This is a genomic window from Streptomyces sp. NPDC059247, assembly GCF_042754005.1.
In the GTDB taxonomy this organism is placed as follows: Bacteria; Actinomycetota; Actinomycetes; order Streptomycetales; family Streptomycetaceae; genus Streptomyces.
In genome coordinates, this window is the sequence record NZ_JBHYZW010000017.1 from 53,721 (window position 1) to 78,443 (window position 24,723).

The 24,723-nt window shown below is 73.6% G+C and carries 20 protein-coding genes; 15 read left to right on the forward strand and 5 right to left on the reverse strand.

All coding sequences use genetic code 11. The features are described from left to right. Positions 1 to 149: 149 nt before the first annotated feature. The 4 genes from ACFXGN_RS25560 (at position 150) to ACFXGN_RS25575 (ending at position 3,891) form a co-directional block, all read left to right on the forward strand. Positions 150 to 734: a TerD family protein gene (locus ACFXGN_RS25560; RefSeq protein ID WP_366443330.1), complete on the forward strand. Its 585-nt coding sequence runs from the start codon at positions 150 to 152 to the stop codon at positions 732 to 734. A gap of 22 nt (positions 735 to 756) precedes the next feature. After that, complete coding sequence (locus tag ACFXGN_RS25565) at positions 757 to 1,821, forward strand: hypothetical protein (RefSeq protein WP_384863439.1); 1,065 nt, start codon at positions 757 to 759, stop codon at positions 1,819 to 1,821. Positions 1,822 to 2,185: 364 nt separating this feature from the next. Beyond that, positions 2,186 to 2,404: a hypothetical protein gene (locus tag ACFXGN_RS25570; RefSeq protein ID WP_384863442.1), complete on the forward strand. Its 219-nt coding sequence runs from the start codon at positions 2,186 to 2,188 to the stop codon at positions 2,402 to 2,404. A gap of 416 nt (positions 2,405 to 2,820) precedes the next feature. Beyond that, the gene (locus tag ACFXGN_RS25575) at positions 2,821 to 3,891 is read left to right on the forward strand and encodes a sporulation protein (RefSeq protein WP_384863445.1); all 1,071 of its coding nucleotides are present in this window, start codon (positions 2,821 to 2,823) and stop codon (positions 3,889 to 3,891) included. Between the two features lie 222 nt (positions 3,892 to 4,113). On the opposite strand, the gene ACFXGN_RS25580 is transcribed toward ACFXGN_RS25575, so the two are convergent. Beyond that, positions 4,114 to 5,748: an ABC-F family ATP-binding cassette domain-containing protein gene (locus ACFXGN_RS25580; RefSeq protein WP_384863448.1), complete on the reverse strand. Its 1,635-nt coding sequence runs from the start codon at positions 5,746 to 5,748 to the stop codon at positions 4,114 to 4,116. A 288-nt stretch (positions 5,749 to 6,036) separates the two neighbouring features. Here ACFXGN_RS25580 and ACFXGN_RS25585 point away from each other — a divergent pair, with 288 nt between their 5' ends. Together ACFXGN_RS25585 and ACFXGN_RS25590 are read left to right on the forward strand one after the other, a co-directional pair. Next, positions 6,037 to 6,561: a hypothetical protein gene (locus ACFXGN_RS25585; RefSeq protein ID WP_384863450.1), complete on the forward strand. Its 525-nt coding sequence runs from the start codon at positions 6,037 to 6,039 to the stop codon at positions 6,559 to 6,561. A 174-nt stretch (positions 6,562 to 6,735) separates the two neighbouring features. Then, a complete protein-coding gene (locus tag ACFXGN_RS25590) occupies positions 6,736 to 7,527 on the forward strand; it encodes a DUF2785 domain-containing protein (protein ID WP_384863453.1) in 792 nt (263 codons plus the stop codon). Between the two features lie 57 nt (positions 7,528 to 7,584). Here ACFXGN_RS25590 and ACFXGN_RS25595 read toward each other — a convergent pair whose 3' ends face one another. The 3 genes from ACFXGN_RS25595 to ACFXGN_RS25605 form a co-directional block, all read right to left on the reverse strand. After that, entirely contained in the window at positions 7,585 to 7,728 is a 144-nt protein-coding gene (locus tag ACFXGN_RS25595) for a hypothetical protein (protein ID WP_384863456.1), read from the reverse strand. A 104-nt stretch (positions 7,729 to 7,832) separates the two neighbouring features. Beyond that, complete coding sequence (locus tag ACFXGN_RS25600) at positions 7,833 to 9,602, reverse strand: IclR family transcriptional regulator C-terminal domain-containing protein (protein WP_384863459.1); 1,770 nt, start codon at positions 9,600 to 9,602, stop codon at positions 7,833 to 7,835. Further along, positions 9,599 to 10,198, reverse strand: coding sequence for an RNA polymerase sigma factor (locus ACFXGN_RS25605; protein ID WP_384863462.1), 600 nt, complete (start codon positions 10,196 to 10,198; stop codon positions 9,599 to 9,601). Before ACFXGN_RS25605 ends, ACFXGN_RS25600 begins: the two co-directional genes overlap by 4 nt. A 643-nt stretch (positions 10,199 to 10,841) precedes the next feature. On the opposite strand from ACFXGN_RS25605, the gene ACFXGN_RS25610 reads away from it, so the two are divergent. The 9 genes from ACFXGN_RS25610 to ACFXGN_RS25650 all read left to right on the forward strand — a co-directional run bounded on the left by ACFXGN_RS25610 (position 10,842) and on the right by ACFXGN_RS25650 (position 21,296). Further along, positions 10,842 to 11,369, forward strand: coding sequence for a hypothetical protein (locus ACFXGN_RS25610; RefSeq protein ID WP_384863464.1), 528 nt, complete (start codon positions 10,842 to 10,844; stop codon positions 11,367 to 11,369). A gap of 398 nt (positions 11,370 to 11,767) precedes the next feature. Next, the gene (locus tag ACFXGN_RS25615; RefSeq protein WP_384863467.1) at positions 11,768 to 13,894 is read left to right on the forward strand and encodes a hypothetical protein; all 2,127 of its coding nucleotides are present in this window, start codon (positions 11,768 to 11,770) and stop codon (positions 13,892 to 13,894) included. Positions 13,895 to 13,988: 94 nt separating this feature from the next. Then, complete coding sequence (gene pelF, locus ACFXGN_RS25620; RefSeq protein ID WP_384863470.1) at positions 13,989 to 15,500, forward strand: GT4 family glycosyltransferase PelF; 1,512 nt, start codon at positions 13,989 to 13,991, stop codon at positions 15,498 to 15,500. Further along, a complete protein-coding gene (locus ACFXGN_RS25625; RefSeq protein WP_384863473.1) occupies positions 15,497 to 16,915 on the forward strand; it encodes a hypothetical protein in 1,419 nt (472 codons plus the stop codon). The genes pelF and ACFXGN_RS25625 overlap by 4 nt, the downstream gene beginning before the upstream one ends. Before the next feature lie 99 nt (positions 16,916 to 17,014). Next, entirely contained in the window at positions 17,015 to 18,016 is a 1,002-nt protein-coding gene (locus ACFXGN_RS25630; RefSeq protein ID WP_351784268.1) for a GDP-mannose 4,6-dehydratase, read from the forward strand. 33 nt (positions 18,017 to 18,049) lie between these two features. Continuing rightward, positions 18,050 to 18,763: a sugar phosphate nucleotidyltransferase gene (locus ACFXGN_RS25635; RefSeq protein WP_351784270.1), complete on the forward strand. Its 714-nt coding sequence runs from the start codon at positions 18,050 to 18,052 to the stop codon at positions 18,761 to 18,763. A 6-nt stretch (positions 18,764 to 18,769) separates the two neighbouring features. Continuing rightward, positions 18,770 to 19,690 carry an NAD-dependent epimerase/dehydratase family protein gene (locus tag ACFXGN_RS25640; RefSeq protein ID WP_384863478.1) on the forward strand — a complete coding sequence of 307 codons (921 nt, stop codon included), beginning with the start codon at positions 18,770 to 18,772 and terminating at the stop codon, positions 19,688 to 19,690. Continuing rightward, entirely contained in the window at positions 19,687 to 20,349 is a 663-nt protein-coding gene (locus ACFXGN_RS25645) for a spherulation-specific family 4 protein (protein WP_366443353.1), read from the forward strand. Before ACFXGN_RS25640 ends, ACFXGN_RS25645 begins: the two co-directional genes overlap by 4 nt. Further along, positions 20,346 to 21,296 carry an endo alpha-1,4 polygalactosaminidase gene (locus tag ACFXGN_RS25650; RefSeq protein WP_384863481.1) on the forward strand — a complete coding sequence of 317 codons (951 nt, stop codon included), beginning with the start codon at positions 20,346 to 20,348 and terminating at the stop codon, positions 21,294 to 21,296. Before ACFXGN_RS25645 ends, ACFXGN_RS25650 begins: the two co-directional genes overlap by 4 nt. 115 nt (positions 21,297 to 21,411) lie before the next feature. Here ACFXGN_RS25650 and ACFXGN_RS25655 read toward each other — a convergent pair whose 3' ends face one another. Further along, entirely contained in the window at positions 21,412 to 24,711 is a 3,300-nt protein-coding gene (locus ACFXGN_RS25655) for a S8 family serine peptidase (protein WP_384863485.1), read from the reverse strand. Between the last annotated feature and the right edge of the window lie 12 nt (positions 24,712 to 24,723).

Consider the following 24,723-nt stretch of genomic DNA (forward strand, 5'->3'; position numbering starts at 1 on the left):
AGAGACCGGGGCGGGCGCCCGCGCGTGCCGCCGCCCGGACCCCCCGGAGGGAACCACGGGGACGCCGGGCACACTCTGCGTGGGAAGAAGCCCTGAGGGAAGCCCCGGGGGAAGCCCCGAGGAAGCCCCGGCAGAAGGAAGGCACGCAGATGATCACGCTGACCAAGGAAGACGGACCCGCGGACCTGGACGGGGTGACCCGGCTGTCCATCGGGGTGTCCTGGGACCCCACGGCGGGCAGCAGCGGCGGCGTACTGGGCCGGCTGCGCCGCAAGACCGGCACCGACCTCGACCTGATAGCCGTCGCCATGCAGGGCGGCGACCCCGTGCGGCTCGCCGGGCTCGACTCCCTCGACCCGATGGGGAACGGCGCGCTGGTCCACAGCGGCGACAACCAGACGGGGCACGGCGACGGCGACGACGAGACCGTGACCGTCGAGTTCGCCCGCGTCCCCGCCCACATCACCGCCATCGTCTTCGTCGCCGCCGCCTACAAGAAGGGCAGCTCCTTCCAGAAGGCGCGCAACATCAGCTTCAAGGTGTACGACGCCACCGGCGGCAGCTCCCAGCAGGTCGCCGACATCTGGCCCAGCCTGCTCACCCAGGACAACGGCTGCGCCGTGGCCAAGGCGCTGCGTGTGGGCGGCGGCTGGAAACTCGAAGTGATCAACACCACCGGGAAGATCAAGCAGGGCGACGAGCACGCCCTGATGCGCTTCGCGGTCAGCAAGTAGCGGACCGGCGGGGGCGGGGACGATGAGCGGGGTGCTCTACGGCGAACGGTCGCGCAATCCGTTCGCGCGGACGGTCGAACTGACCGGGGACCGGCTGCGCAGGGGCGGTACCAGTACGCCGCTCGACGTGCTGAACCTGGGGGCGATGGCGGAGGCGTACCGGCGCGGACGCTGGCTCGGCGGCGGCGGTTCGGAACGGCCCCTGGACCGGTTGCCGGAAGGGCCCGGTGTCGTCCCGGTCACCCGGGTGACCGGGACGGCCACGGCGCTGAAGGTACGGGACGCCGCCGCGTTCGCCCGTGAACTGGGGGAGCTGGCGGTACGGCTGAGCGGCGGTCCGGCCGGGGTGGCGGCGCTCGCGGACCGGGCGGCGGCCGAAGGCGTGCCGCTCTGGATGGCCCGGCGCCTCGCCGGAGGACCGGCCGGACCGGTGACCGTGGCGGTGGACCGGCGTCTGGCGCGCGTCGACGTGTGGGGGCCGTGCGCCCCCGTCGTACGGATGCGGGCACCGTACGGCTTCCGGCCCGACGCGGCCGAACCGTCCAGGGGGCTGTGCCTGACCGTCGGGGACGTCACGGCCGGTCTCGAACTCCACAGGAGGTTGCGGAAGTCCAGGAGTTCGGTGGAGGTGACGCTGCCCGGACAGCGGTGGACGCTGCTGCGGGGGAGCGCGACCAGCTCGTGGCTGCTGCGCGACGAGCACCACGTCGCCCTTCTGAGCCGCCCCGCCCGGCGCCGGGCGGCCGGGCAGGACGCGGTGCTCCTGCCACTCGGACCGGTCCGGTACGAGGGCGACGACCCGCGGGACGCCGTCATGGCGCAGTTCTTCTCCGTCGCGTTCGGGCTCGGGGACACGACGGGCCTGGCCCGGTTCCCGGCCCGACGGCGCACGGGGGGCGGCGGCGGAGAGGCCGTCACGGACTCCGACTGGGACTGCTCCTGGTACAGCAACCTCGGCACCGGTGGCGAGGACTGCGAGGCGGGCGGCGGCGACGGCTGGGGCGCGGACGGCGGCGACGCAGGGGACTCGGGCGGCGGCTCGGACGGTGGCGGCGGGGACGGAGGCGGTGGGGGAGGCGGCGACTAGGAAGGGTCCGGGTGACCTCCCGCCCCTTGCCGTCCGGGCGGCTTCCCGTTCCCTGCCGTCCGGGTGGCTTCCCCCGGTCTCTCCCTCCTCAGGGTGGCCTTCGCCGGTCCCTCGGCCGTCCCGGCGGGCTTCGCCGTCCTCGGTCGTCGGGACGGCCTTCTCCCGCTCCTCCGTCGTCCGGGCGACCTCCCGCCGCCGTCGTCCGGGTGGCGGCCTCTCGCCGCCCCCGTCACCCACCTGCGCCGTCTTTCGGACTTTCTTGGCCGAGATGCGGCGCGGGTGCTTCCGGAAGTGATCGACCGCGTATTTTCTACAGCTGTGTAGAGGCGCGGTGGTCGCGCCTGCTCGACGGCTGGAGGGCCTCATGGCTTCGATCGATCTCGACAAGGTGCTGGACAAGGCGTGGGCGGAGAAGAGCCTGCCCGAGATCCTGGCCGCCCCCGTCGCCGCGCTGAAGGGCGTCTCCGACCGGGACGGCGAGCTGCTGGAGGAGGCCTTCGGAGTGAAGACCGTCGCCGACCTCGCGGACCTGAAGTTCGCCCGCTGGGCGCAGGCCCTCGCGGCCCTGGCCGCCGCCAAGTAACCCGCGCCGCCCGTGTCGCCGCCCCGCCCGCACGGGCCGGGCGGCCGACCGCGTTCCGCCCGGCGGGCAGCCGTCGCCACGGGCCGTCCCGTACGGCGCGGGGGCGGGCGGTGCTCGACCGGCGGGCCCTTCGGCGGGGCTTCACGTCCGTACGGCCGCGCGGTCGGACGTCGTCCGGGCGACTCACCCGTGCGGGCGTCCCCAAGGATCCGGCGCACGGGCCGACGCCCTCTCCGTCGCCGCCGCGACCCGCGCGCGGAGGGTCAACTCCGGTACGGACGCGACCCGGCGGACCCCTGAGTGGATCTGGCACGCACCGGCCACCTCTATGCTTCTACAGGCATGTAGAGGGCTTGCGGTCTCCGGAGCTCCTCGTGCCGAACCACCCCACGTGACATGAATGGAGTGAACGCCAGATGGTGTTCAAGCGTCTGCTCGGCTCGCTCGGCGTCGGCGGCCCCTCGGTGGACACCGTGCTCGACCCCGGCGCGGTGACGCCGGGCGGTGTCCTGAGCGGGCAGGTCCATCTGAAGGGCGGCGGCGCCGACTTCACGATCGAGCACATCACCCTGGAACTCGTGGCCCGGGTCGAGGCGGAGCACGAGGACGGCGAGTCCGAGGGCCTCGCCGTCTTCCACCGGCACGTCGTCGCCGGGAACTTCCGGCTCGCGGAGGAGGAGCACCGAAGCGTCCCCTTCTCCTTCCCGCTGCCCTGGGAGACCCCGATCACCGAGTTGTACGGGCAGGGCCTCGGCATCGTGCTGGGCGTCCGCACCGAACTCGGTGTCGCGGGCGCCCGCGACAAGGGCGACACGGACCCGCTGGCCGTCCGCCCCCTGCCCGCGCAGGAGGCGATCCTGGAAGCCCTGGGCCAGCTCGGCCTCGGCTTCAAGTCGGCCGACCTGGAACTCGGCCACATCGGCGGCACCGGCCAGCAACTGCCCTTCTACCAGGAGATCGAACTCGCCCCGTCCCCCCGGTACGCGCACCAGGTCAACGAGATCGAGGTGACCTTCCTCGCCGGTCCCGCCGGTCTCGAGGTCGTCCTGGAGGCCGACAAGCGCGGCGGCTTCCGCTCCGAGGGCCACGACGCCCTCACCCGCTTCACCGTCAGCCACCACGGCGTCGAGCGGATCGACTGGAACGCCGAGGTGGACGACTGGCTGCGCAGGCTGGTGGAACACCACTCCGCGTACGGGAACCACGGCGCCTCAGGGCCCGGCGGCGCCCTCTTCGCCCAGGGCGGCCACGGCTCCCACGATGCGTACGGCCACGATCCGTACGGCGGCCACGCCCACAAGGGCGACCACGGGCACGGCCACCACGACGGCGGCCACCGCTCGGGGCCGGGCATGGGCACCGTCGTCGCCGCCGGTGCGGCGGGCCTGGCCGTGGGCGTCGTCGGCGGCATGGTGGCCGCCGAAGTCGTGGACGAGGTGGGCGACTTCTTCGAGGGCGACGACGAGGACGAGGGCGACGAGGACTGAGCCCCCGGCTCCAGGTCTCCGGGGCGCGGTGCGGACCGCCCCGGAGACCCCCGGCGAGCGGCCCCGCCCGAGAAGCTCACCGCTCCGGCGGGGACGCGGCCGGAGCCTCGCCCGGAGCGTCCCGCCGGAGGCGTCGTCCCACCGGGCGGTGTCCTCGGGAACGCGCCCGAGGACACCGAGCCGCGTCCCGTCCCCGCCCGGGGCACGGGACGCGCCCGCCGGTCACATCCCAGGGCCGCCGATGGTCTCCAGCCTGCCGTCGGCCAGCCGCAGCCAGCGGTCCACCCCGATCTCGGCGAGGAACCGGTCGTCGTGACTGACCACCAGGAACGCGCCCCGGTACGACTGGAGCGCGCCCTCCAACTGGCCCACGCTGACCAGGTCGAGGTTGTTCGTCGGCTCGTCGAGGAGGAGCAGCTGCGGCGCCGGTTCCGCGCACAGGACACAGGCCAGGGTGGCCCGCAGCCGCTCCCCGCCGGACAGCACACCGACGGGGAGGTGCGCCCGGGGGCCCCGGAACAGGAACCGCGCGAGCAGGTTCATCCGCTCCGCGTCGGACCGCTCGGGCGTGAAGGCGGCGAAGTTCTCCGCCACGGTGCGGTCCGTGTCCAGCAGGTCCAGGCGCTGTGAGAGATGGGCGACCCGGCCGTCACCGCGCTTGACCAGCCCTCCGTCCGGGGCGAGTTCACCGCTGACCAGCCGCATCAGGGTGGTCTTCCCCGAGCCGTTGGGACCGGTCAGCGCGATGCGCTCGGGCCCGCGCACGGAGAGATCGACACCGTCCTGTGCGAACAGGTCGCGGTCGTCGCGCCGGACCCGCATCCCCTCACCGAGGAACAGGTCCCGACCGGCGGGCACCTGGGTGTCGGGCAGGTCCAGGGAGAGGCGCTGCTCGTCACGGAGCGCCCGCCCGGCCTCGTCCAGACGGTCCCTGGCCTCACCGACCCGGGACACGTGCGTCTGCCTGGCGCGCCCGGCGGACTCCTGCGCGCCGCGCTTCATGTTCCCCGCGAAGATGCGGGGCAGCCCGGCGCTCTTCAGATTGCGGGCGGCGTTGCTCGCGCGGCGGTCGGCGCGTTCGCGGGCCTGCTGGAGCTCGCGCTTCTCGCGCTTCAGGTCCTGTTCCGCGTTGCGCACGTTCTTCTCGGCGGCTTCCTGCTCGGTGCGCACGGCTTCCTCGTACGAGGTGAAGTCGCCGCCGTGGAGACGCAGCCGGGAGGCGCCCAGTTCGGCGATGCCGTCCATGCGGTCGAGCAGGGCCCGGTCGTGGGCGACCACCAGGAGCAGCCCGTTGAAGTCGGCGAGCACGTCGTACAGCCGGTGCCGGGCGTCCCGGTCCAGGTTGTTGGTCGGCTCGTCGAGGAGCAGTACGTCGGGGCGGGCCAGGAGCCGCGCGGCGAGACCGAGGGAGACGATCTGGCCGCCGCTGAGGGTGCCGAGACGGCGGTCGAGGGCCAGCCCCCCGAGCCCGAGGCGGTCGAGCTGGGCACGGGTCCGCTCCTCGATGTCCCAGTCGTCGCCGATGGTGGCGAAGTGCTCCTCGCCGACGTCACCGGACTCGACGGCGTCGAGGGCGCGGATCACCGGGGCGATGCCGAGGACCTCGGCCACGGTGAGGTCACCGCTCAGGGGCAGGGTCTGCGGGAGGTACCCGACGGTGCCGCCGGTGGACACCGAACCGGCGGACGGCCGCAGCTCACCGGCGATCAGCCTGAGCAGGGTGCTCTTGCCGGAGCCGTTGGGCGCGACGAGCCCGGTACGGCCGGAGGCCAGGGCGAAGGTCAGGTCGTGGAAGACGGGGGTGTCGTCGGGCCAGGAGAAGGACAGGCCGGAGCAGACGACGGAGACGTCGGACATGGAAGGACCTCGGGAGGGCTGGGGGCGGAGAGGGCTTCGCCCCGGGCAGACATGCGGAAACGGGGTACGACGAGACGGGCCACTCCGCCTGCGCCCGGGGCGCCGCGGTGGCCGTCAGTTCCGGGTCTCACCCGGAGATGTCGTCGTCACCCGACATGTCTGCCGCTCCTCGTCACACGGTCAACGTCCCTTCGACCCTAACAGTCGCCTTCTCGGCCTGCCGGGAATTTCCGCCGTGCCGTCCGGCCCCCGGGACGGGGTCCCGCCCCCCGGTCCTATGCTGAGCCGATGCCGGACCACGACGAACCACCGCACGTCCCGCGCACGGAAGAGACGGAAGCGCCCGGCGAAGGAGGGGGACTGCCGAGGACCCTGAGCGTCGCGGGGCTCGTACTGAGCCGTACGCCGGGCCCTGCGCATCTGGCCTGCTGGACCGGCTCCCGGCCGGAGCCCGAGGGCGGCGGGTCGGCGGCGATCAGCGTGGTGACCGAACCACCCGCGCCGCCCGACGAGGCCACCCTCCGCCTGGCCCACGAGGTGGTGGGCCGGTTCGACGCCCTCGTGGCCGAGGCGCGACGGTACTGCCGCACCCGGCTCGGGGAGGAGCGCTTCGGACTCACCGCCGAGGAGATCGGCCTGCTGGACCTGCCGGACCTTCCCCTGGCCGGTCCTGAGGCGACGGTGTGGGGCGGCCGGTCCTGGGCCGTCCTCTTCACCGAGAGCCGCTTCCGGCTCGCGGACCCCTACGGGATCCTCGTGACCTTCGACGGAACGAGCCCGGTCGACGTCGAGGGAGTCGACGACACGGAGTGAACCGGGCTGCCCCGGCCACGACCTGGGACGGCAGCCTCCCGGACCTGGGGCAGCGACAGGGCCGCTCGGTCTTCCTGAGAACTCCACTCCCTCGCAAGGCAGTTGAGAAAATAAGCCCATATGTGCGCCTAATCGGGAGGCGCGGGGCGGCGGTGGGCGTCTACCCTGCCGGGCATGATCGACTGGAACACCATCGAAGCCGCCGACTGCGCCGTGCCCGCCGACCGGGCCATGGACGACCTCGTCGGCGAACTGTCCCGGGCCCTGGCGGACCCCGACCCGCTGGTCCGGGACGGCGCGCCCTACACCGTTCTGGCCACCTGGATAGACCGGGGGACGATCGGGGCGTCCCGGCGGCTCGAACTGGGCGACGAGATGGCCGCCCGGTTCGACGACCCGAGGATCGAGGCCCGTACCTTCGCGCCCCTCGTGCTCGACATGCTGGTGGCGGCGGGGGACCTGAAGGCCGGATGGGTGGACGCGTTCGAGCGCTGGTACCCGGCGGAGCGGGATCTGCGCGGCCACGACGGGACGCTCGGCTGGCTGCACGCGGTGGCGCACGGCGCCGACCTGCTGTCCCGCCTCGGCCGCCACCCCGAGGTGGCGCCCGTACGGATGCTGGAGCTGGCCGCCGCACGGCTGACGGCGCCCACCGACCACGTCTACGACCAACTGGAGGACGACCGCCTGGCGCGGGCCGTCGCCCTGGTCCTCACCCGTACCGATCTGAGCGGAGCCGGCTCCACCGGCTGGCTGGAGCCGATCGCGGAACGCTTCGGGTCCGACCGCATCAGCACCCCGGTACCCGCCCACATCAGCAACTGCCTGCGCACCCTGCGGATGCTCCACGTCCTCGCCGACCGGGGCGTGCGCCCCACCAGCGACCTGCCCGCCGAACCCCTGCACCACCGCGAAGCGGTCAAGTCCGCCGTCGCCGACGTCCTCGACCGGATCGTCAGGCGCTGACCGACGGCACTCCCCGACGACACTCCCCGGCGGGCGTACGCGCGCGGGCTCCCGCCCTCAGAATCGGTGACCGCGCCCGGCCCGGTGGCTCCGGCGGCTCCGCCGGGGGCGTCTGCGGGCGCGGCCGACGGCGGCGATGACGAGCCCCGCGCACAGACTGCCGAGGAACTCCGGAAGCGCGGAGAAGACGATGTCCATCATGTCGGTGATGCGGGCGCGCCGGAGGAGCCCGGTCGCGCGCCGACGTCCGTTCCTGGGCGTGGGGCTGGGCGACGCACCCCCGGGCTCACGGGTGCGGGTCGTCGTCAGGAGTGGTGCGTATCGGTGAGGAAGCCGGTCCAGTCGACGGGGGAGGGACCGAGGGAGCCCGCCGGGAGGAGCAGCCCCGAGGGGCCGTGCCGGGACGCCGCCGCCCCTCCCTCCGGCGGCTCCGGTGCGGCGGCGGGGAGCGCGGCGAGCAGCGTCAGCAGGATCAGGGCCGACTGCCCGGACAGGATCCGCGCGGCCTCGACGAGCCGTGGCGACCGGTCGGCGGGCAGGGACAGGGCGACGCAGGCGGGCTGCCCGTCGAGGGCCACCGGAACCGCCACGCACACCTCGCGCCGCGAGTACTCCAGGACGTCGAACTGGCTGGCGTGGGGGCCGTGGCCGTCCAGGGTGCGGAACAGCGCGGCGGGATCCGTGATGGTCCGCTCCGTCAGGGCGTACGGCCGGTACCGCGCCAGGTGGTCCATCCGGCCCTCGAAGTCGAGCTGGGCCATCAGGCTCTTGCCGTTCGCGCTGGCGTGGGCGGCCTCCTTCAGGTCGACCCACTGGATGATCGCCGGAGTGCCGGGGCCGTCCGAGCAGTGCTGGATGTCGATCTCCCCGTCGGTGTACCGCGAGAAGTAGACGGCCGCGCCCGTGGTGTCCCGCAGATCGTCGAGCAGCCGGGTGAGGGTGTCGTGGCGCAGGACCGGATCGCCCGCGGGGACGGGGGAGAAGAGCGGCCCGACGGTGTACGAGCCGTCGGGGAGGCGGCTGAGCAGATGGTGCCCGCACAGCCAGCCGAGGAGCCGGCCGAGGTCGATCCCGCCGAGCCCCGCCGCCGAGGCGATCCCGGCCGGGGCGAGGGGCGCGCGGGCGCCCCGGACGGCGTGCAGGACGTCCAGCACCCGCATCGCCTCCGTCCACCGGTCCGGTGCCTCGGGCACCTGCTGGGCGAGCGCGGTCAGGGTCGTGTGCCGCAGGGGCCGTACGGAGAAGGCGGTGCTCCCGCCGGGCGGCGGGGCGCCCCCGTCCGCCCGTGGCCCGCGCGCGGCGGGTCCTCCGGCGGCCCGGCCGCCCTCCTTCGCGCGCGGTGCCGCCGCCGGGTGCGGGACCATCCAGTCCCCGGGGGCCGTCCCCTCGCGCCGGGGGGCCAGCGCGAAGACCTCCTTGGCGAGGCCCGGGGTGGCGAGCGGCACCGTGCCGAAGTCCTCGTGCTCGTGCGGAACGGTCCACCGGCGGGCCCGCGCGAGCGTCTGCCGCAGCAGCGGGGACGGGGAGCGGAGCGGGCCGCCCGTGAGGGCGTGCGGGGCGTCGGCGTCGCCGAGACGGCGGGCCCACACGGCCGCGTCCTGGTACTCCCCGCGCCGGGAGTGGTCGAGGAACAGGCAGTGGACGGCCGGGTCCAGTTCGGCCCCGGCCGCCAACTGCCACCAGAACGTGGCCCCTTCGCCGTCACCCGCGAGATGCAGCACACAGGCGAAGACGAGCGCGCCACCAGGATCGGCCGCCGTGTACTCGGCGAACGCGGCGAGCGAGGAACCGGCCGTGCGGGACAGGACGACCGAGCCGCACAGGGCGTCCAGTCGGCGCAGGGCCTCGTCGGCGTCGAGCGGAGGCCGCCCGGGGTGACTGTCCGTGACGGTCCCGGTGGCCGGTTCGGACGGCTCGTCGGCGGCCCCGGCGCCGGGTGCGGACGGGAGACCGGCGGCGTGTGCCAGGAGCCGGGCGCGGGAGGCCGCGAGATCGGGCCGCCGCCCGGGGACGTCGGACGAGGCCGTGGCGAGGACGTCCTCCACGGACCGGAAGACCTCACTGTGCTCGCTCATGAGCAGGCCCTTCGGTGGTCCGGGCGGCTGCCCGGCAGGTCGAGTGTCCGCCCGAGGCGGGGGAGCGCCCGGCTGATGTGCGAGCGGACCGTGGCCTCGTTGATGCCCAGCACCTCGGCCACCACGGAGGTCGGCTGGTCCAGCAGGAAATAGAGGGTGATCACGTCCCGCTGCCGCTCGGGCAGCCGGTGGACGGCGTTGCGCACGGAGATCCGCAGGGCCAGTGCGTCGAAGGGGTCGTGCGCCCCGGCACGTTCGTCGAGCAGGCTCCACAGGGTCGGGTCGTCGACCGGGAGGGCGGTCCTCCGGCGTCTGCGGCCCTGGTCGACGAGGCGCCTCTTCAGCACGGTCCACGCGTGGGCGGTCGGATTGTCCCGCGCCGCCACCTTCGGCCACCGGTACATCAGCTCCGCGAAGGTGGTGTCCACGGCCGCCTCCGCGAGCTCGTCGGACCGCAGGTCGTACCGTGCGAACCTGACGAACCTGTCGTACAGCCGGGCGTGGAACTCCCAGTACCCGGCGGGACATCCGTCCGGGGGGAGGGGCGGCCGGGGCGGTCCGGTGGCGCCCGGCTCCTCCGTGCCGACATCGCTCACGGGAGCACCTCTGCGTCCGTGTCGGTCCACCCCGGGCGGGCGGAGCACCTCACCGTGGCTGCGGGCACGCCCTCCCGGGCCCGTGCGGTGTCTCCCCCCGCTGCCGCCTCCGCGGCGAGTCCGCTCCGCGACACCGTCGTGCCCTCCCGCATGTGGCCCCCTCCCGTCGATCCTGCGCACCGCCCGCCGCCCCCTCTCCGCGGTACCGGAGGCCATCGCCTCCACCGGTATCAGCGATCACGGCGGCCCAAACGTGCACAGGAAAATCAAAGAAAATAACAGAAAGTAATCGATCAGGATCGGTCTCCATTCGATGGCGACGGGAGACGGGATCGGCTGGTTGAATCACGCCAATTGGCCCGAAAGTATTGATCGTTGTGCGATGCGGAGGAGGTTCCGGCGCATCGTGGTCTGTTGCGTACGCGCCAAATCCGTGACGGGGGCGACCGGTTCGCGCGGGGCTCCGCGCCCCTCTCCGGGGGTGGTGCCACACTCCCCACGGCGTGCGCAAAGATCCTTCGCGCGGGCCTTCACGTTTTCTCCCCACCGCCTTCACACAGGGAATACTTTCGGCCGCGGGGACCGCCTCATTCCGCTCGTGGAGGGAGACGGCGCGCCCTCCCGGTGCCTAGCCTCCCGGACCATGCGATCACTCCTGACCCGACGCCTCGGTCTCACCGTCGTTCTCGCGCTCTGTATGGGCCTCTTCGGCCTGGCCCCGGCCGCGAACGCCGCCGACCCGGCACCCGCGCAGCTGACCTTCTCCACCAGCGCCGCCACCACCACGCCCGGCGGCACCGTGAACCTCTCGATGACGCTCACGAACAACAAGAACTACGACATCTGGTTCGTCTACCAGACCATCGACCCGACCTGGCTGACCACCCAGCGCCCGGACCTCAAGTACGCGTTCACCGGCTGCACGCTCGCCGGCCCCTCGGGCAGCAGCTCCTGCTCCGGCACCGGCCCCGCCAACCTGGGCGCCAACTACGGCGCGACCATCCCGCCCGGCCAGAGCCGCACCGTCACGCTGACCCTCCAGGTCGCCCCCGACTCGGGCTGCAACGGCAACATAGGCTTCTACTCGTACTTCTACGCCGAGTTCAGCGACACCACCAGCGTCAACGGCGGCCCGGTCTACACCCCGGAGACCCGCGTCCTCTGCGCCTGAGACACCGGCGCCCCGGGCGGACACCGTCCGAAACTCGCCCCTAGCGGCCTCCTTTTCGGACAGGTCCACACCTCTGGCGAAGCCACCGGCGGGCCCTCGGCCCGCCGGTGGTCCTCATTCCCGCCAGTCATGACCTGTAGGCCATCGGAAGGATCACCTCCGGTGCGGCGGCAGACCCCCTGAGCGCCCCGGAAGCACCGCCATCGCCCTCCGCGAGGACCGGCGAATTCCCGCCACCTTGCGCAGCAACACCACAAAAACCTCACAGATACCTCACCATTTGACGCGACGGATGCGTGGACGACCGGCCTTCGAGGGGGACGCCGGCGTCGCACGAGGGGGTGCGTCCGCTCCACGGAGCCGTACCCACCCCTGCTCCGGGAGGAGAACACCACCGCATGAAGCGGATAGTCAGCACCACCCTGCTCGCCACCGGCGCGCTCCTGGCGGGACTCGTCCTGCCCACCTCGACCGCCGGGGCGGTCGAGCCGCTGCCCCGGGTCGACCTACGGGTCCTGGTCGTCACCGACGGCGGGCCCGCCACCCAGGCCATCGCCGCCGAACTCCAGACGGCGGGAACGCCGTACACCGAGATCGACCTGAACCGCGCCGACCGGCCCGTCATCGACGCCGCCTATCTGGCCGACAGCGTCGGGGGCCGCGCCCGCGCCAAGTTCCAGGCGGTCGTCCTGCCGAACGACAACCCGTTCCCGGCGAACTCGTCCGAGATGGCCGCCCTCGTCGCCTACGAGCAGGCCTACGACATCCCGCAGGTCGACGCGTACACCTACGCCCGGCCCGAGGCCGGACTCCAGTACCCGGTCTACGGCGGCTACTCCGGCAGCCTTGACGGCGTCCAGGCCCAGGTCACCACGGCCGGTCGCAACGGCCCCTTCGGATACCTCGCAGGAGCGGTGCCCTTCGAGGACAACTCGCCCACCGTCGGCGAGAGTTACGCCTACCTCTCCACCCCGGTGGCGGGCGCCGACTTCACCCCGTACGTCGAGGCGACGATCCCCGGCACCACCAAGAAGGGCTCGCTGGTCGGCGAGTACCAGCACGACGGACGGCGCGAACTCGTCGTCACCTTCGTCTACAACCGCTACCAGCAGCAGTTCCGCCTGCTGGCCCGCGGCATCGTCGAATGGATGACCGACGGCGTCCACCTGGGCGCCTCCCGCAACTACTTCGCCGTCCACATCGACGACGTCCTCGCCGCCGACGACCGCTGGAACTCCACGCTCAACTGCACCCCCGGCGACGTCGACTGCACCGACCCCAACGCCGTACCCGACCCCATCCGGATGACCCCCGCCGACGTCGACGCGGCCGTCACCTGGCAGAACACCCGGGGCTTCACGCTCGACCTCGCCTACAACGCCGCGGGCAGCGTGGACCACCGCGAGGAGAACAACGGCGCCGACCCGCTCGCCGACCGACTGGTCACCCAGCGCAACCAGTTCCGCTGGATCAACCACACCTACACCCACGCCTTCCTCGGCTGCGAACAGGACACCTCCGTCGTGCCCTGGCGCTGCGCCACCCTGCCCAACGGCTCCGTGAAGTGGGTGAGCAGGGCCGCCGTCTCCGACGAGATCGCCCTCAACCGCGTCTGGGGCCAGAGCGCCGGACTGCCCCTGGAGAACGGCGAACTCGTCACCGGGGAGCACTCCGGGCTGCGCGTCCTGCCCCAGCAGCCCACCGACAACCCCAACCTGGGCCTCGCCCTCGGCGACAACGGCATCACCTGGCTGGCCTCGGACAACTCCCGCGACCCCGGCCAGCGACAGGTCGGCTCCGCGACCACCGTCCCCCGCTACCCCATGAACATCTTCTACAACGCGGGCCGGGCCGCCGAGCAGGTCGACGAGTACAACTGGATCTACACCAGCCGCGCCCAGGGCGGCAGCGGCATCTGCGAGGACAACCCCGCGACCACCACCTGCCTGCCCGCCCCGCTCGACCCGGCCACCGGCTACACGAACCACATCGTGCCGCTGGAGCGCCAGATCGCCCTCGGCCACGTCCTCGCCAACGACCCGAAGCCGCACTTCATCCACCAGTCGAACCTCGCCGAGGACCGCATCGCCTACCCCGTCCTCGACGGCGTCCTCGACAGCTACCAGTCGCTCTTCGCGACCAGCACCCCCGTGGTCAACCTGCGGATGAAGGACATCGGCGGCGAGCTCAAGCGCCGCACCGCCTGGCAGACCGCCGTCAGCGCCGGACAGATCACCGCCTACCGCATCGGCGGCGCCGTGACCGTCCAGGGCCCGACCGGACTGGCCGTCCCCGCCACCATGCCCGCGGGAACCCTGCGCGCCGGCACCGCCTTCGGCGAGGCCTACGCGGGCACCCGCTCCGGCTGGACCGCCCTCACGGCCACCCCGCTCACCCTCACCCTGTCCGCGCCGCCCGCCCCGGTCACCACGACCGGCGCCCCGGGCCCCGTCCCCGCGCCCGCCCCGGTCGCCCGCGTACCCCGGGGCGTCTCCGCCCCGGTCGCGCCCGGCACCGACGGCTGACCCCACCACCGGCAGCGAAGGTCCCGGACACCTCACCGACAGGGGTGCCCGGGACCCGTACCACCACCCCACCACCGCCGTGGAGCACACACCCATGCACGTACCCCAGGGCGCCCGGCGCTCCGGCGCCCCGCGCGTCACCCTGCTCACCGAAGGCACCTACCCGCACAGCCACGGCGGCGTCAGCGTCTGGTGCGACCAGCTCGTCACCGGGATGCCCGACATACGCTTCGACGTCATAGCCGTCACCGGCACCGGACGCGAACCGCTCGCGTGGGACCTGCCGGCCCACGTCACCGACGTCCTGTCCGTCCCCATGTGGGGCCCCGCCCCACCCGGCCGCGCCCCGCGCGGACGCACCGCGAGACGCCTCGCGGACACCTACGAGACCTTCCTGACCGCCCTGCTCGACCCCACCGCCGAAGCCGGATTCGCCCCCGCCCTGCACGGGCTCGCGCACGCCGCCGCCGACGGGGTCCTCAGCCCCTTCCTCCGCGGCGACACCGCGATATCCGTCCTCACCTCGGTCTGGCGACGGCCGGGCATACCCGCCGCCGAGGCCGGACCCACCGTCCACGACGCGCTCACCGCGACCGCCCTCCTCGAACACGCCCTGCGCCCCCTGGCCGCACCGGTCCCCACCGAAGGCGTCGCCCACGCCGTCAGCGGCGGCGTCGCCGTCCTGCCCGGACTCGCCGCCCTCGAACGCCACGGCGTCCCCCTGCTCCTCACCGAGCACGGCGTCTACCTGCGCGAGCGCTACCTCGGCTACCGCACCGCCCCCTACCGCTGGCCCGTCAAGGCCGTGATCCTCGGCTTCTTCCGGCTGCTCGCCGAAGAGAGCTACCGCCGGGCCGCGCTCATCACCCCCGGCAACCGCTACAACCGGCTCTGGGAGGAGGAGGGCGGCGCCGACCCCGCCGCCATCCGCACCGTCTACAACGGCGTCGACCCCGCCGCCTTCCCGCCCGCCGGACCCGAACCCGAGGCCCTCACCCTCAGCTGGGCCGGACGCGTCGACCCCATCAAGGACCTGGAAACCCTGATCCGCGCCTTCGCGCTCGTCCGCGAACGCCTCCCCGAGACCCGGCTCCGGCTCTTCGGCGGCACCCCGCGCGGCGGCGAGGCCTACCGGGACCGCTGCGAGGCACTCGCCGCCGACCTCGGCCACGGCGGACACGTCACCTTCGAAGGACGCGTGGACGACATCAGGGACGCCTACGCCGCCGGCAACGTCGTCATGCTCTCCAGCATCAGCGAAGGCTTCCCCTTCACCCTCATCGAAGCCATGTCCTGCGGACGCGCCACCGTCTCCACCGACGTCGGAGGCGTCCGCGAAGCCGTCGGCGACACCGGCCTCGTCGTCCCCCCGCGCGACCCCGAGGCCATGGCCGCCGCCGCCCTCCGGCTCCTCGGCGACCCCGCCCGGCGCCGCGCCATGGGCGCCGCCGCCCGCACCCGCGTCGTCGAACAGTTCACCCTGCGGCAGACCATCGACACCTTCCGCGCCATCTACCGCGAACTCGCCCGGGGCCCGGTCCCGGCGCCCGCCCGGATCGTCCTGCCCACCCCGGCGGTCAGCGGCACCGGAAGCTTCGCCGGATGAGCGGCCCCATGTCCCTCGAACCCGGCGGCAGCGAACAGGACACCCTCGCGATCCGCCTCGCCGTGCCCCGGCCGCGCCGCTGGTCCGCCGACCCGGGCGACTCGCCGACCCTCGCGATCCGGATGCCCCGCAAGGGCCCCGACGAGGAAGCCGTCAGCGAACTCGCCGCCGAACTCGCCGACCGCATCGGACCCGCCGTCCACCCCTACGAGGTCGCCGCGCTCCTCGAAGCGGACGGCCTCTCCGCCTCCATGATCAAAGAGCGGTACGGACACCCCACCCTCTTCTCCCTGGCCGCCGCCCTCTACGACCGCGTCCCCCGGACCTTCCCCGAACCGCCCGCCACCGCCGACCCCTGGCGACCGGACACCCTGCGCTGCCTGCTGCGCGGAGCCCTCTTCGCCCTCCCCGCGCTCGCCTACCTCCTCACCTCACCCCTCTGGGACGTCACCCGGCACGCCCCCGCGCTCATCGTCGCGGGCACCGTCTCCTGGGCCTGGGGCCAGGCCCTCGGACACCGCGCCCACCTCCGGCTCGTCACCGGCCGCAGAGAAGCCGGACGCTCCCTCGTCGGCGGCGCCGCACTCGGCGCGGCCGTCGCCACCGCCCTCGCCGCCCTCCCCGCCGGAGGCGGACCCGTCACCGCCGTCGCGGGCCTCCAGTCGCTCTACCTGGGCGCGGCGGGCGTCCTCCTCGTCCTCGGCCGCGAACGCCTCCTGCTCCTCACCCTCACCCCGCTCGTCCTGGGCGCAGCCGTCCTGCCCTGGTGGGACCCCGGCGCCCTGATCCGGCTCACCCTGCCCCTGCTCGCCGTCCTGGCCACCCTCGCCGCCGCCGCCCGCGTCCTCGCCGACTGCCTCGCCGAACCGGCCGCCGCCGACGCGGGCCCCCGCCCGCCCCTGCGCGCCTCCGTGCCGTACGGCCTCTTCGGGCTCGCCGCCGCCGTCCTCACCATGCTGGAAGGGCGCCGCGACCCGTACGCGGTCATCGCCCTCACCCTCAGCATGGGCCCCGCCGAATGGCTGCTCTACCGCTATCGGGGCTGGTCCGTCACGGCCCTGCGCCGCGCCACCACACCCGGCGGCTTCCTCCTGCGCTCCTGCGGCGTCCTCGCCCTCTGCCTCACCGGCTACCTGCTCCTCCTCCTGCCGCCCGCCCTGATCATCGGTACCGGACCCGCCGCCCTGCTCGCCCTCGCGGCCCTGCTCTGGACCGCGCTGCTGCTCCAGGCCTTCGGAGTGGCCTGGCCACCGGCCCTCGTCTGCCTCACCTCCGCCGCCGCGGCGGGCGCCGTCACCTGGGCGGCCGGACCACCCGGCCCCGACGCGCTGCTCCCCGCCGTCTGCGGCGCCGCCGCGCTCTGCCTCGTCGGGGTGACCCTCGCCCTCCTCGGGCGGCCCTCCCCGCACGCCTGACGACCGGCCGGCGCCCACCCGCGCCGCCCGGCCGCACGGCACCCCCATGCCTTCCCCGTCCCACCCGGTCCCCGCGACCGCCCCGAAAGGAACCCGCACGTGACCTCCGCACCGCTCGCCGCCGTCACCGGAGCCGAAGGCTTCATCGGCTCGCACCTCACGGAGGCGCTCGTCGCCTCCGGCCACCGGGTCCGCGCCATGGCCCAGTACAACTCCTTCTCCTCCTACGGCTGGCTGGAGACCCTCGCGCCCGAGGTGCTCGACCAGGTGGAGATCGTGCTCGGCGACGTCCGCGACCCCGGCTCCGTCCGCGCCCTCCTCGACGGCGCCGACTGCGCCTACCACCTCGCCGCGCTCATCGCGATCCCGTACTCCTACCAGGCCCCCCACAGCTATGTGGACACCAACGTCACCGGGACCCTCAACGTCCTGGAGGCGGTCCGCGCCCTCGGCACCCCCCGGCTCGTCCACACCTCCACCAGCGAGACCTACGGCACCGCGCAGACCGTGCCGATCACCGAGGACCACCCCATCAACACCCAGTCCCCGTACGCCGCTTCCAAGGCGGGCGGCGACCGGCTCGCCGACAGCTACCACGCCAGCTTCGACACCCCCGTGGTCACCCTGCGCCCCTTCAACACCTTCGGGCCCCGCCAGTCCATGCGGGCGGTCATCCCCACCGTCATCGCACAGGTCGCCGCGGGGGAGCGCACCCTCACCCTCGGGGACCTTCGCCCCACCCGCGACTTCACCTTCGTCGCCGACACCGCGCAGGCGTTCCTCGCCGTCGGCACCGCCCCCGCGGAACGGGTCGTCGGCCGCACCTTCAACGCGGGCACCGGCGGCGAGATCTCCGTCGGCGACCTGGTCGCCCTCATCGGCAAGGTCATGGACGCCCCCCTCGACGTCCGCGAGGACGCCGAACGGCTCCGGCCCGCCGCCTCCGAGGTCATGCGGCTCGTCGCCGACGCCTCCCGGCTCACCGACGCCACCGGCTGGAGCCCCGGCCACACGCTGGAGGAAGGACTCGCCCGGACCGCCGACTGGTTCACCGACCCCGCCAACCTCTCTCGTTACAAGACCGGCATCTACAACATCTGAACCCGACGGCACGCACCCCGAAGGAGGTCCGCCATGCACGCTGTGATCCTGGCCGGAGGCAAGGGCGTCCGGCTCCGGCCGTACACCACCGCCCTGCCCAAGCCGCTCGTCCCGATCGGTGACGAACACGCCATCCTGGAGATAGTGCTGCGCCAGCTGTCCGGCGCGGGCTTCACCCACTGCACCCTGGCCATCGGCCACCTGGGCGAGATCATCCGCGCCTACGTCGGCGACGGCTCCCAGTGGGGAATGAAGATCGACTACGCCACCGAGGAGAGCCCGCTCGGCACGATGGGCCCCCTGCTCACCTTCAAGGACCGGCTCCCCGAGCACTTCCTCGTCATGAACGGGGACGTCCTCACCGACCTCGACTACGCCGACGTCCTGCGGCAGCACACCGCCGCGCGCGCCCCGCTCACCATCGCCACCTACGCCCGCAAGGTCCGCATCGACTTCGGCGTCCTCACCACCGACGACAGCCGGGTCGTCGCCTTCACCGAGAAGCCCAGCATCGACTACCGCGTCTCCATGGGCGTCTACGGCGTCTCCCGCGACACCCTGGAGACGTACACCCCGGGACTGCCGCTCGGCTTCGACGAACTCGTCCTCGACCTGCTCGCCGCCGGGACCCCGCCGCACGCCTACGCCTTCGACGGCTACTGGCTCGACATCGGCCGCCCCGACGACTACGACCGCGCCAACGCCGAGTTCACCAGCCGCAAGTCCCTCCTGCTCAAGGGAGCCTGAACCACCATGAGGATCCTCGTCCTCGGCGCCGGGGGATACCTCGGCGGCCATGTCGTCGAACGGCTCCGCGCCCGCCCCGGCACCCGGGTGCTCCTCGGCGGTCGCTCCCCGGCCGCCGACGTCACCGCCGACCTCGCCACCGTCCGCCCCACCGATCTCGCCCGGACCCTCGCGGAGGCCGCCCCCGACGCCGTGGTCAACTGCGCGGGCGCCACCGGCGGCGACCCGGTCCACCTCGCGGAGGTCAACGCCCGGGGCGCCGCCGCGCTCTGCGCCGCCCTGCGCGAGGCCGCCCCCGCCGCCCGGCTCGTCCACCTCGGCTCCGCCGCCGAGTACGGCCCCGGGGACCCCGGCCACGCCGTCAAGGAATCCGCGCCCTGCGCCCCGGCCGGACCCTACGGCGCCACCAAACTGGCCGGCACCGTCACCGTGACCACCTCCGGCCTCGACGCGGTCGTGCTCCGCGTCGGCAACCCGGTGGGCGCCGGAGCACCACCGGAAGGGCTGCCCGGCCGGGTCGCCGCCCTCCTCGCCGGGGCGCCGTCCGAACCGGGCGCCGAACTCCGGCTCGGCGACCTCTCCGCGTACCGGGACTTCGTCGACGCCCGTGACGTCGCACGGGCCGCCGAACTCGCCGCCACCGTCACGGGCCCGCTCCCACCGGTCCTCAACATCAGCGGCGGGGAGGCCCGTTCCGTACGCGAACTGGTCCACGGGCTCGCCGACACGGCCGGATTCCCCGGCCGGATCGTCGAGGCCGACGGCGGCTCCGCCCGCTCCGCGAACGTCTCCTGGCAGTGCTCCGACATCACCGCCGCCCGTCGGCACCTGGGCTGGCGTCCCGTCCACTCCTTCGGCGACTCCCTCACGGACCTGTGGGCCGCCCACCGGCCCGCCCGCGCCCCCGAGCGGGTGGCGGCACCGTGAGCCTGCTCGTCCCGCTGTACGTGCATCCGGCCGAGGACCCGGACGCCTGGCGGCGCCTGATCACGGCCGGGGACCGCACCTACGGCGTCGTCATCAACCCGGCGAACGGCCCCGGGGAGGCACCCGACCCCGCCTTCACCGCCGCCGTCGGCGCCCTGCGCACGGCGGGCGCCCGGCTGCTCGGCTACGTCGACACCGACTACGGCGTCCGCACCCCGGCGGAGGTGACCGCCGACTGGGACCGCCACCGGGCCTGGTACGGCGTGGACGGCTGCTTCCTCGACCGGACGACCGCCCGCCAGGAAGCCCTGGCCGACTGCAAGCGCCTGGTACGGACCCTGCGCCGGGCCGGGGCCGCCACCGTGGTCCTCAACCCCGGCGTCCACCCGGCACCCGGCTACGCCCGGCTCGCCGACCTGACCGTCACCTTCGAAGGCTCCTGGAGCACCTACGTATCGGGGTTCAGCCGCCCCGCGTGGACGGCGCGACTCCCCGCGGAAAAACTGTGCCACCTGGTCTACGGGGTGCCCCTGCCCCTGGTGCCGCTCGCCGTCAGGACCGCCCGCGAACGCGGGGCGACGGTCTGCGGTCCGGTGACCGGGGAACTCCCCAACCCCTGGGCCGCCCTGACCCCGGCGCTCACGGAGACGGACCGGTGAACCACCGGCCCCGGGCGGGGACGGCCACCGCCCTGCTGCTCCTGCTCGCCGTGCTCACCGCCTGCTCCGGCACCGCTCCCCCCGGCGGCGCGGCGGGCGCGGACCGGACCGCACCCGCGCGGAGCACCGGTCCCCCTGCCACCCCGGACCGCACCGAACCGCCCCGGGGGACACGGACCCCCGCGCACACGGTCCGGCCGGAACCGCCCGGACCGGCCCGGACACCCGGCGCCACCGGCACCCCCGCCCGGCGCTGGCAGCCACGGCCGGGACTGACCTGGCAGTGGCAGCTCAACGGAAAGATCGACCGGTCGGTCGACGTGGCCGTCTACGACATCGACGCGTTCGAGAACACCGCCGAGGACGTGGCGGCGCTGCACCGGGCCGGACGGAAGGTCATCTGCTACGTCAACGTCGGCGCCTGGGAGGACTACCGCCCGGACCGCGACGACTTCCCGGCTTCCGTCCTCGGCGGGCCCAACGGCTGGCACGGGGAGCGGTGGCTCGACATCCGTCGGCTGTCCGTGCTGCGGCCCCTCATGGAACGCCGCTTCGACATGTGCCGCGACAAGGGCTTCGACGCCGTCGAACCCGACCTCGTGGAGGGGTACGCCGCCGACACCGGCTTCCCCCTGACGGCACGCGACCAGCTCCGGTACAACCGCATGATCGCCGAGATCGCGCACGCCCGGGGCCTGGCCGTCGGACTCAAGAACGACCTGGCCCAGATCCCGCAGCTCATCGACCACTTCGACTTCGCGGTCAACGAGGAGTGCGCGCAGTTCGACGAGTGCGCGCTGCTGGCCCCCTTCGTCGCCGCGGGCAAGGCGGTCTTCCACGTGGAGTACGAGGAACCCGCGCACGCCTTCTGCCCGGAGTCGAGGAAACTGCGGCTCTCCTCGATGCGCAAGCGCCTCCCGCTCGACGCGTGGCGCGACCCCTGCTGAAGGGGACGGCACCGGGACGGACGGGAAGGGCCCGGTCGTGAGGAAGGGCCCGGCGTCACCACCCACATGGTGACGCCGGGCCCGGTGAGGGACGTTCAGCCGAGGCGGTGCGGCGTCACCTGCCGAGCCACGCGTCGCGGATCGTCACCGTCGACACGTTGCCCTGCTTGTCCGTGACCTTCGCGGAGAGGGAGACACCGCTGTCCTTCGCCGGGCTCCGCACGACGACCAGACCGGCGCGCGCCTCGACCGGCTTCCAGGTCGTCCCGCCGTCGTAGCTCACCGACACCGAGAGCGACGCCAGGTTGCCGTCGGCCGCCGCGCCCTGCACCGTCAGCGGCACCGCGACCGGGGTGTTCGCCGCGATGCGCGAACCGAGGTCGACCGGGGCGGCGAACCGCACCGTGGACACCGGCAGCGCCGTGGTGGCCGCGACCCGCTTCGACCGGAACGTGAAGTCCGTCTCGATCCGGGTGGATACCGAGGTGACGCCCGCCGGGCGCTCCACCGAGGTCGCCAGCCGGTAGGAGGCGTCGTCGGCACCGACCGTGAACGGCTCCGTGCCGCTCAGCCCGTCGGCGTTCTCACCGATCTTCACACCGTCGCGGTACAGCGCCGTCGTGGCCGAGGAGTACCGGACGGAGCCCAGGTGACCCTGGCCGTCCGAGAACAGCGGCACGGCGCCGACGATCTGCTGCACACCCGTCGCCGGGTCGGGGGCGGTACGGAAGACACCGGTGTTCTTGTTCAGGAGCGGACCGAAGACACCCGTGTTGAAGGTCTCCCGGTACGTCCGGCCGGCCTCGTAGCGCTTCGGCTCGGCCATGTCCTGGTCGCCGTCCCACGCCGGGTAGCCCCACTGGTCGGGGGCGCCCGCCTGGGACGACTTGGTCAGCCACGTGACGTCGTCGGCGGTGGAGACGTAGAAGGTGCGGACACCCGGCGCGGGCTGCGGCGCGGAGAAGCCGTTGCCCTCCGGGGCGCCCGGCAGGTGCGCGAACGGGGAGGTGAGGAAGGACTTCCCGGGCACGGAGGCGCCGATGCCGACCTTCAGCGTGGCCAGCTCGTTCGCCTTCACGTGCTTGGTGTAGCCGGTGGCCACGGTCCCGGTCCTGCCGCCGAAGGCCACCGAGTACTGGCTGGTGGCGTCCTTGAGGAAGTGTGCGTCCCAGGTCTGCAGGAGCGAGCCGTCGGTGACGGCCGGGCCCAGGTGCGCGGTGCGGAAACCGGCCATCCCCCGGAGGACCCAGCCGTTGCCGGCGAAGCCGTTCGCGGTCCTGCGCTCGTAGTACGTACCGGCGTAGTCCGACTGGCCGATGCCCGGCACGGTGAGGTCGACGGGCTTCGTGGTGCGCGCGTCGGTGACGATCGTGGCGTCCCCGGTGACCTCCAGCTTCGGCTGGGCGATCCAGTCGGTGCCCTTGGTGTAGTCCGACGGGTCCGTGTACACGGCCGTGTTGAGGGTGTACGAGCCCTTCGGCACCCGGATCGTGTGGCTGCCCGGCTGGTTGTCGACGCGGGTGTTGAAGCCCGAGGCGGGACCGTCGACGCCGTTGAGGGTGCTGGAGAAGAAGGTGGCGTCGGCGCCGTCGCGGCCGACGGCCCGGAGCGTCAGGTCGTACGACTCCGCCTCGCGCACGGCGACGGCGGCGGTGCGGACCGACTGGCCCCCGGCCGTCGCGGTGACGTAGCCGGAGAAGGCGCCGTCGACGTCACCGACGCGGGTGTCGGCGATCAGGTCCACGTCGGCGGTGCCGCCCGCGGGGACGGTCACCTTCGACGCGCCGAGGGAGAAGAATCCGGCCGGGGCGGGTCTGCCCGCCGGGTCCAGGGTGTTCACCGACAGGTCGAGGGTCACGTCGGCGGTGCCGAGGTTGCGGTAGGTGACCTTCTGGGTGAGGGGCTTGTCGTCCTGGTGCGGCCACAGCGCCGTGCCGTAGTTCAGCGACGCCTGCTCGGTGATCACGCTCTGGTCGAGCGTCTTGTCGAGCTGGACGCGGCCCGTGCCCTGCTGGAACGCGGTGTACGCGCCGCCCTTGGTGGACCCGGTCAGCGCGCCCTTCAGCTCGGCGGACTTCCACCGCGGGTGGCGCTGCTTCAGGATCGCGGCGGCGCCCGCGACGTGCGGGGTCGCCATGGAGGTGCCGTCGATCTGGAGGTAGCCGGGCGCCGGGTGCGGAGTGCCGGGCTTGGTGTCCAGGAGGCTGCCGGGCGCGGCGGCGGCGGTGATGGCCACGCCGGGCGCGGTCACGTCCGGCTTGACGGCGCCGTCGCCGGGGCGCGGTCCGGTGCTGGAGAACGGCGCCAGCCGGTCGTCCTTGTCGACGGCGCCGACGGTCAGCGCGGAGTCCGCGCTGCCGGGGGAGCCGATCGAGGAGGAGCCGAGCTCGCCGTCGTTGCCCGCCGCGACGGCGAACAGGATGCCCTTCTGGGCCGACAGCTGGTCGATGGTCGCCTCCAGCGGGTCGACACCGGGGCTGTCGGGGCTGCCGAGGCTGAGGTTGACGACGTCGGCGCCCTCGGCGGCGGCCCACTCGATGCCCGCGATGACGGCGGAGTCGCTTCCGTAGCCCTCGTCGTCCAGGACCTTGCCGCTGATCACCTTGGCGCCGGGCGCCACGCCCTTGTAGAGGCCGCCGGACTTGGCACCGGTGCCCACGGCGATGGACGCGACGTGCGTGCCGTGGCCGACCCGGTCCACCGCGTCGGGGGAGGAGGAGAAGTTCTTCTCGCCGACGACCTGGGTCTTCAGGTCGTCGTGGGTCTTGTCGACGCCGGTGTCGAGAACGGCGATCTTGACGCCGGTGCCGTCGAATCCGGACTGCCACGCCTTGTCGGCGCCGATCTGCCGGGTGCTGCGGTCGAGCCGGGCCGAGCGGACGCCGTCCAGCCAGACGGTGGAGATGCCCGCGGCGGCGGTGCGGGCACCGGCCCTGCCCCGGTCGGTGAGCGCGTCCCAGACCCGGGTGAGGTCGTCCTGGGAGGCGGTGACGGCGTCGGCGTCGAGCGTCGGGAAGGTGCGCCGCAGCCCGGCGTCACCGGCGGCGCGGACCTCGGACCGGGCGGCGGCGGCACCTCCCGCGTACCGCACGATCAGCTTCAGCCCGGAGCCGTGGCTCTCGCGCAGCCGGGGGTCGGTGAGGACGCCGAGGTCGAAGAGCCGCTGGTCCAGCCTGCCCGAGGAGATCAGCTGCTGGGCATCGGCGGGCACCACGAGGGTGCGGTCGCCGGTGCGCTGCACCTGTACGGGTATGTGTTCACGGCCGGGGGCGGGCTCGAAGCCCACCATCCGGCCCTTGGAGTTCACCACGACGCGGTCGCCGGTGACGAGCGGGACGCGCTGGTCTCCGGTGACGCCCCGGACGTCGGGTACGGCCGTCGCGTGGGCGGCCACCGCCGTCGCGGGGCCGGTCATGCCTGCCGCCAG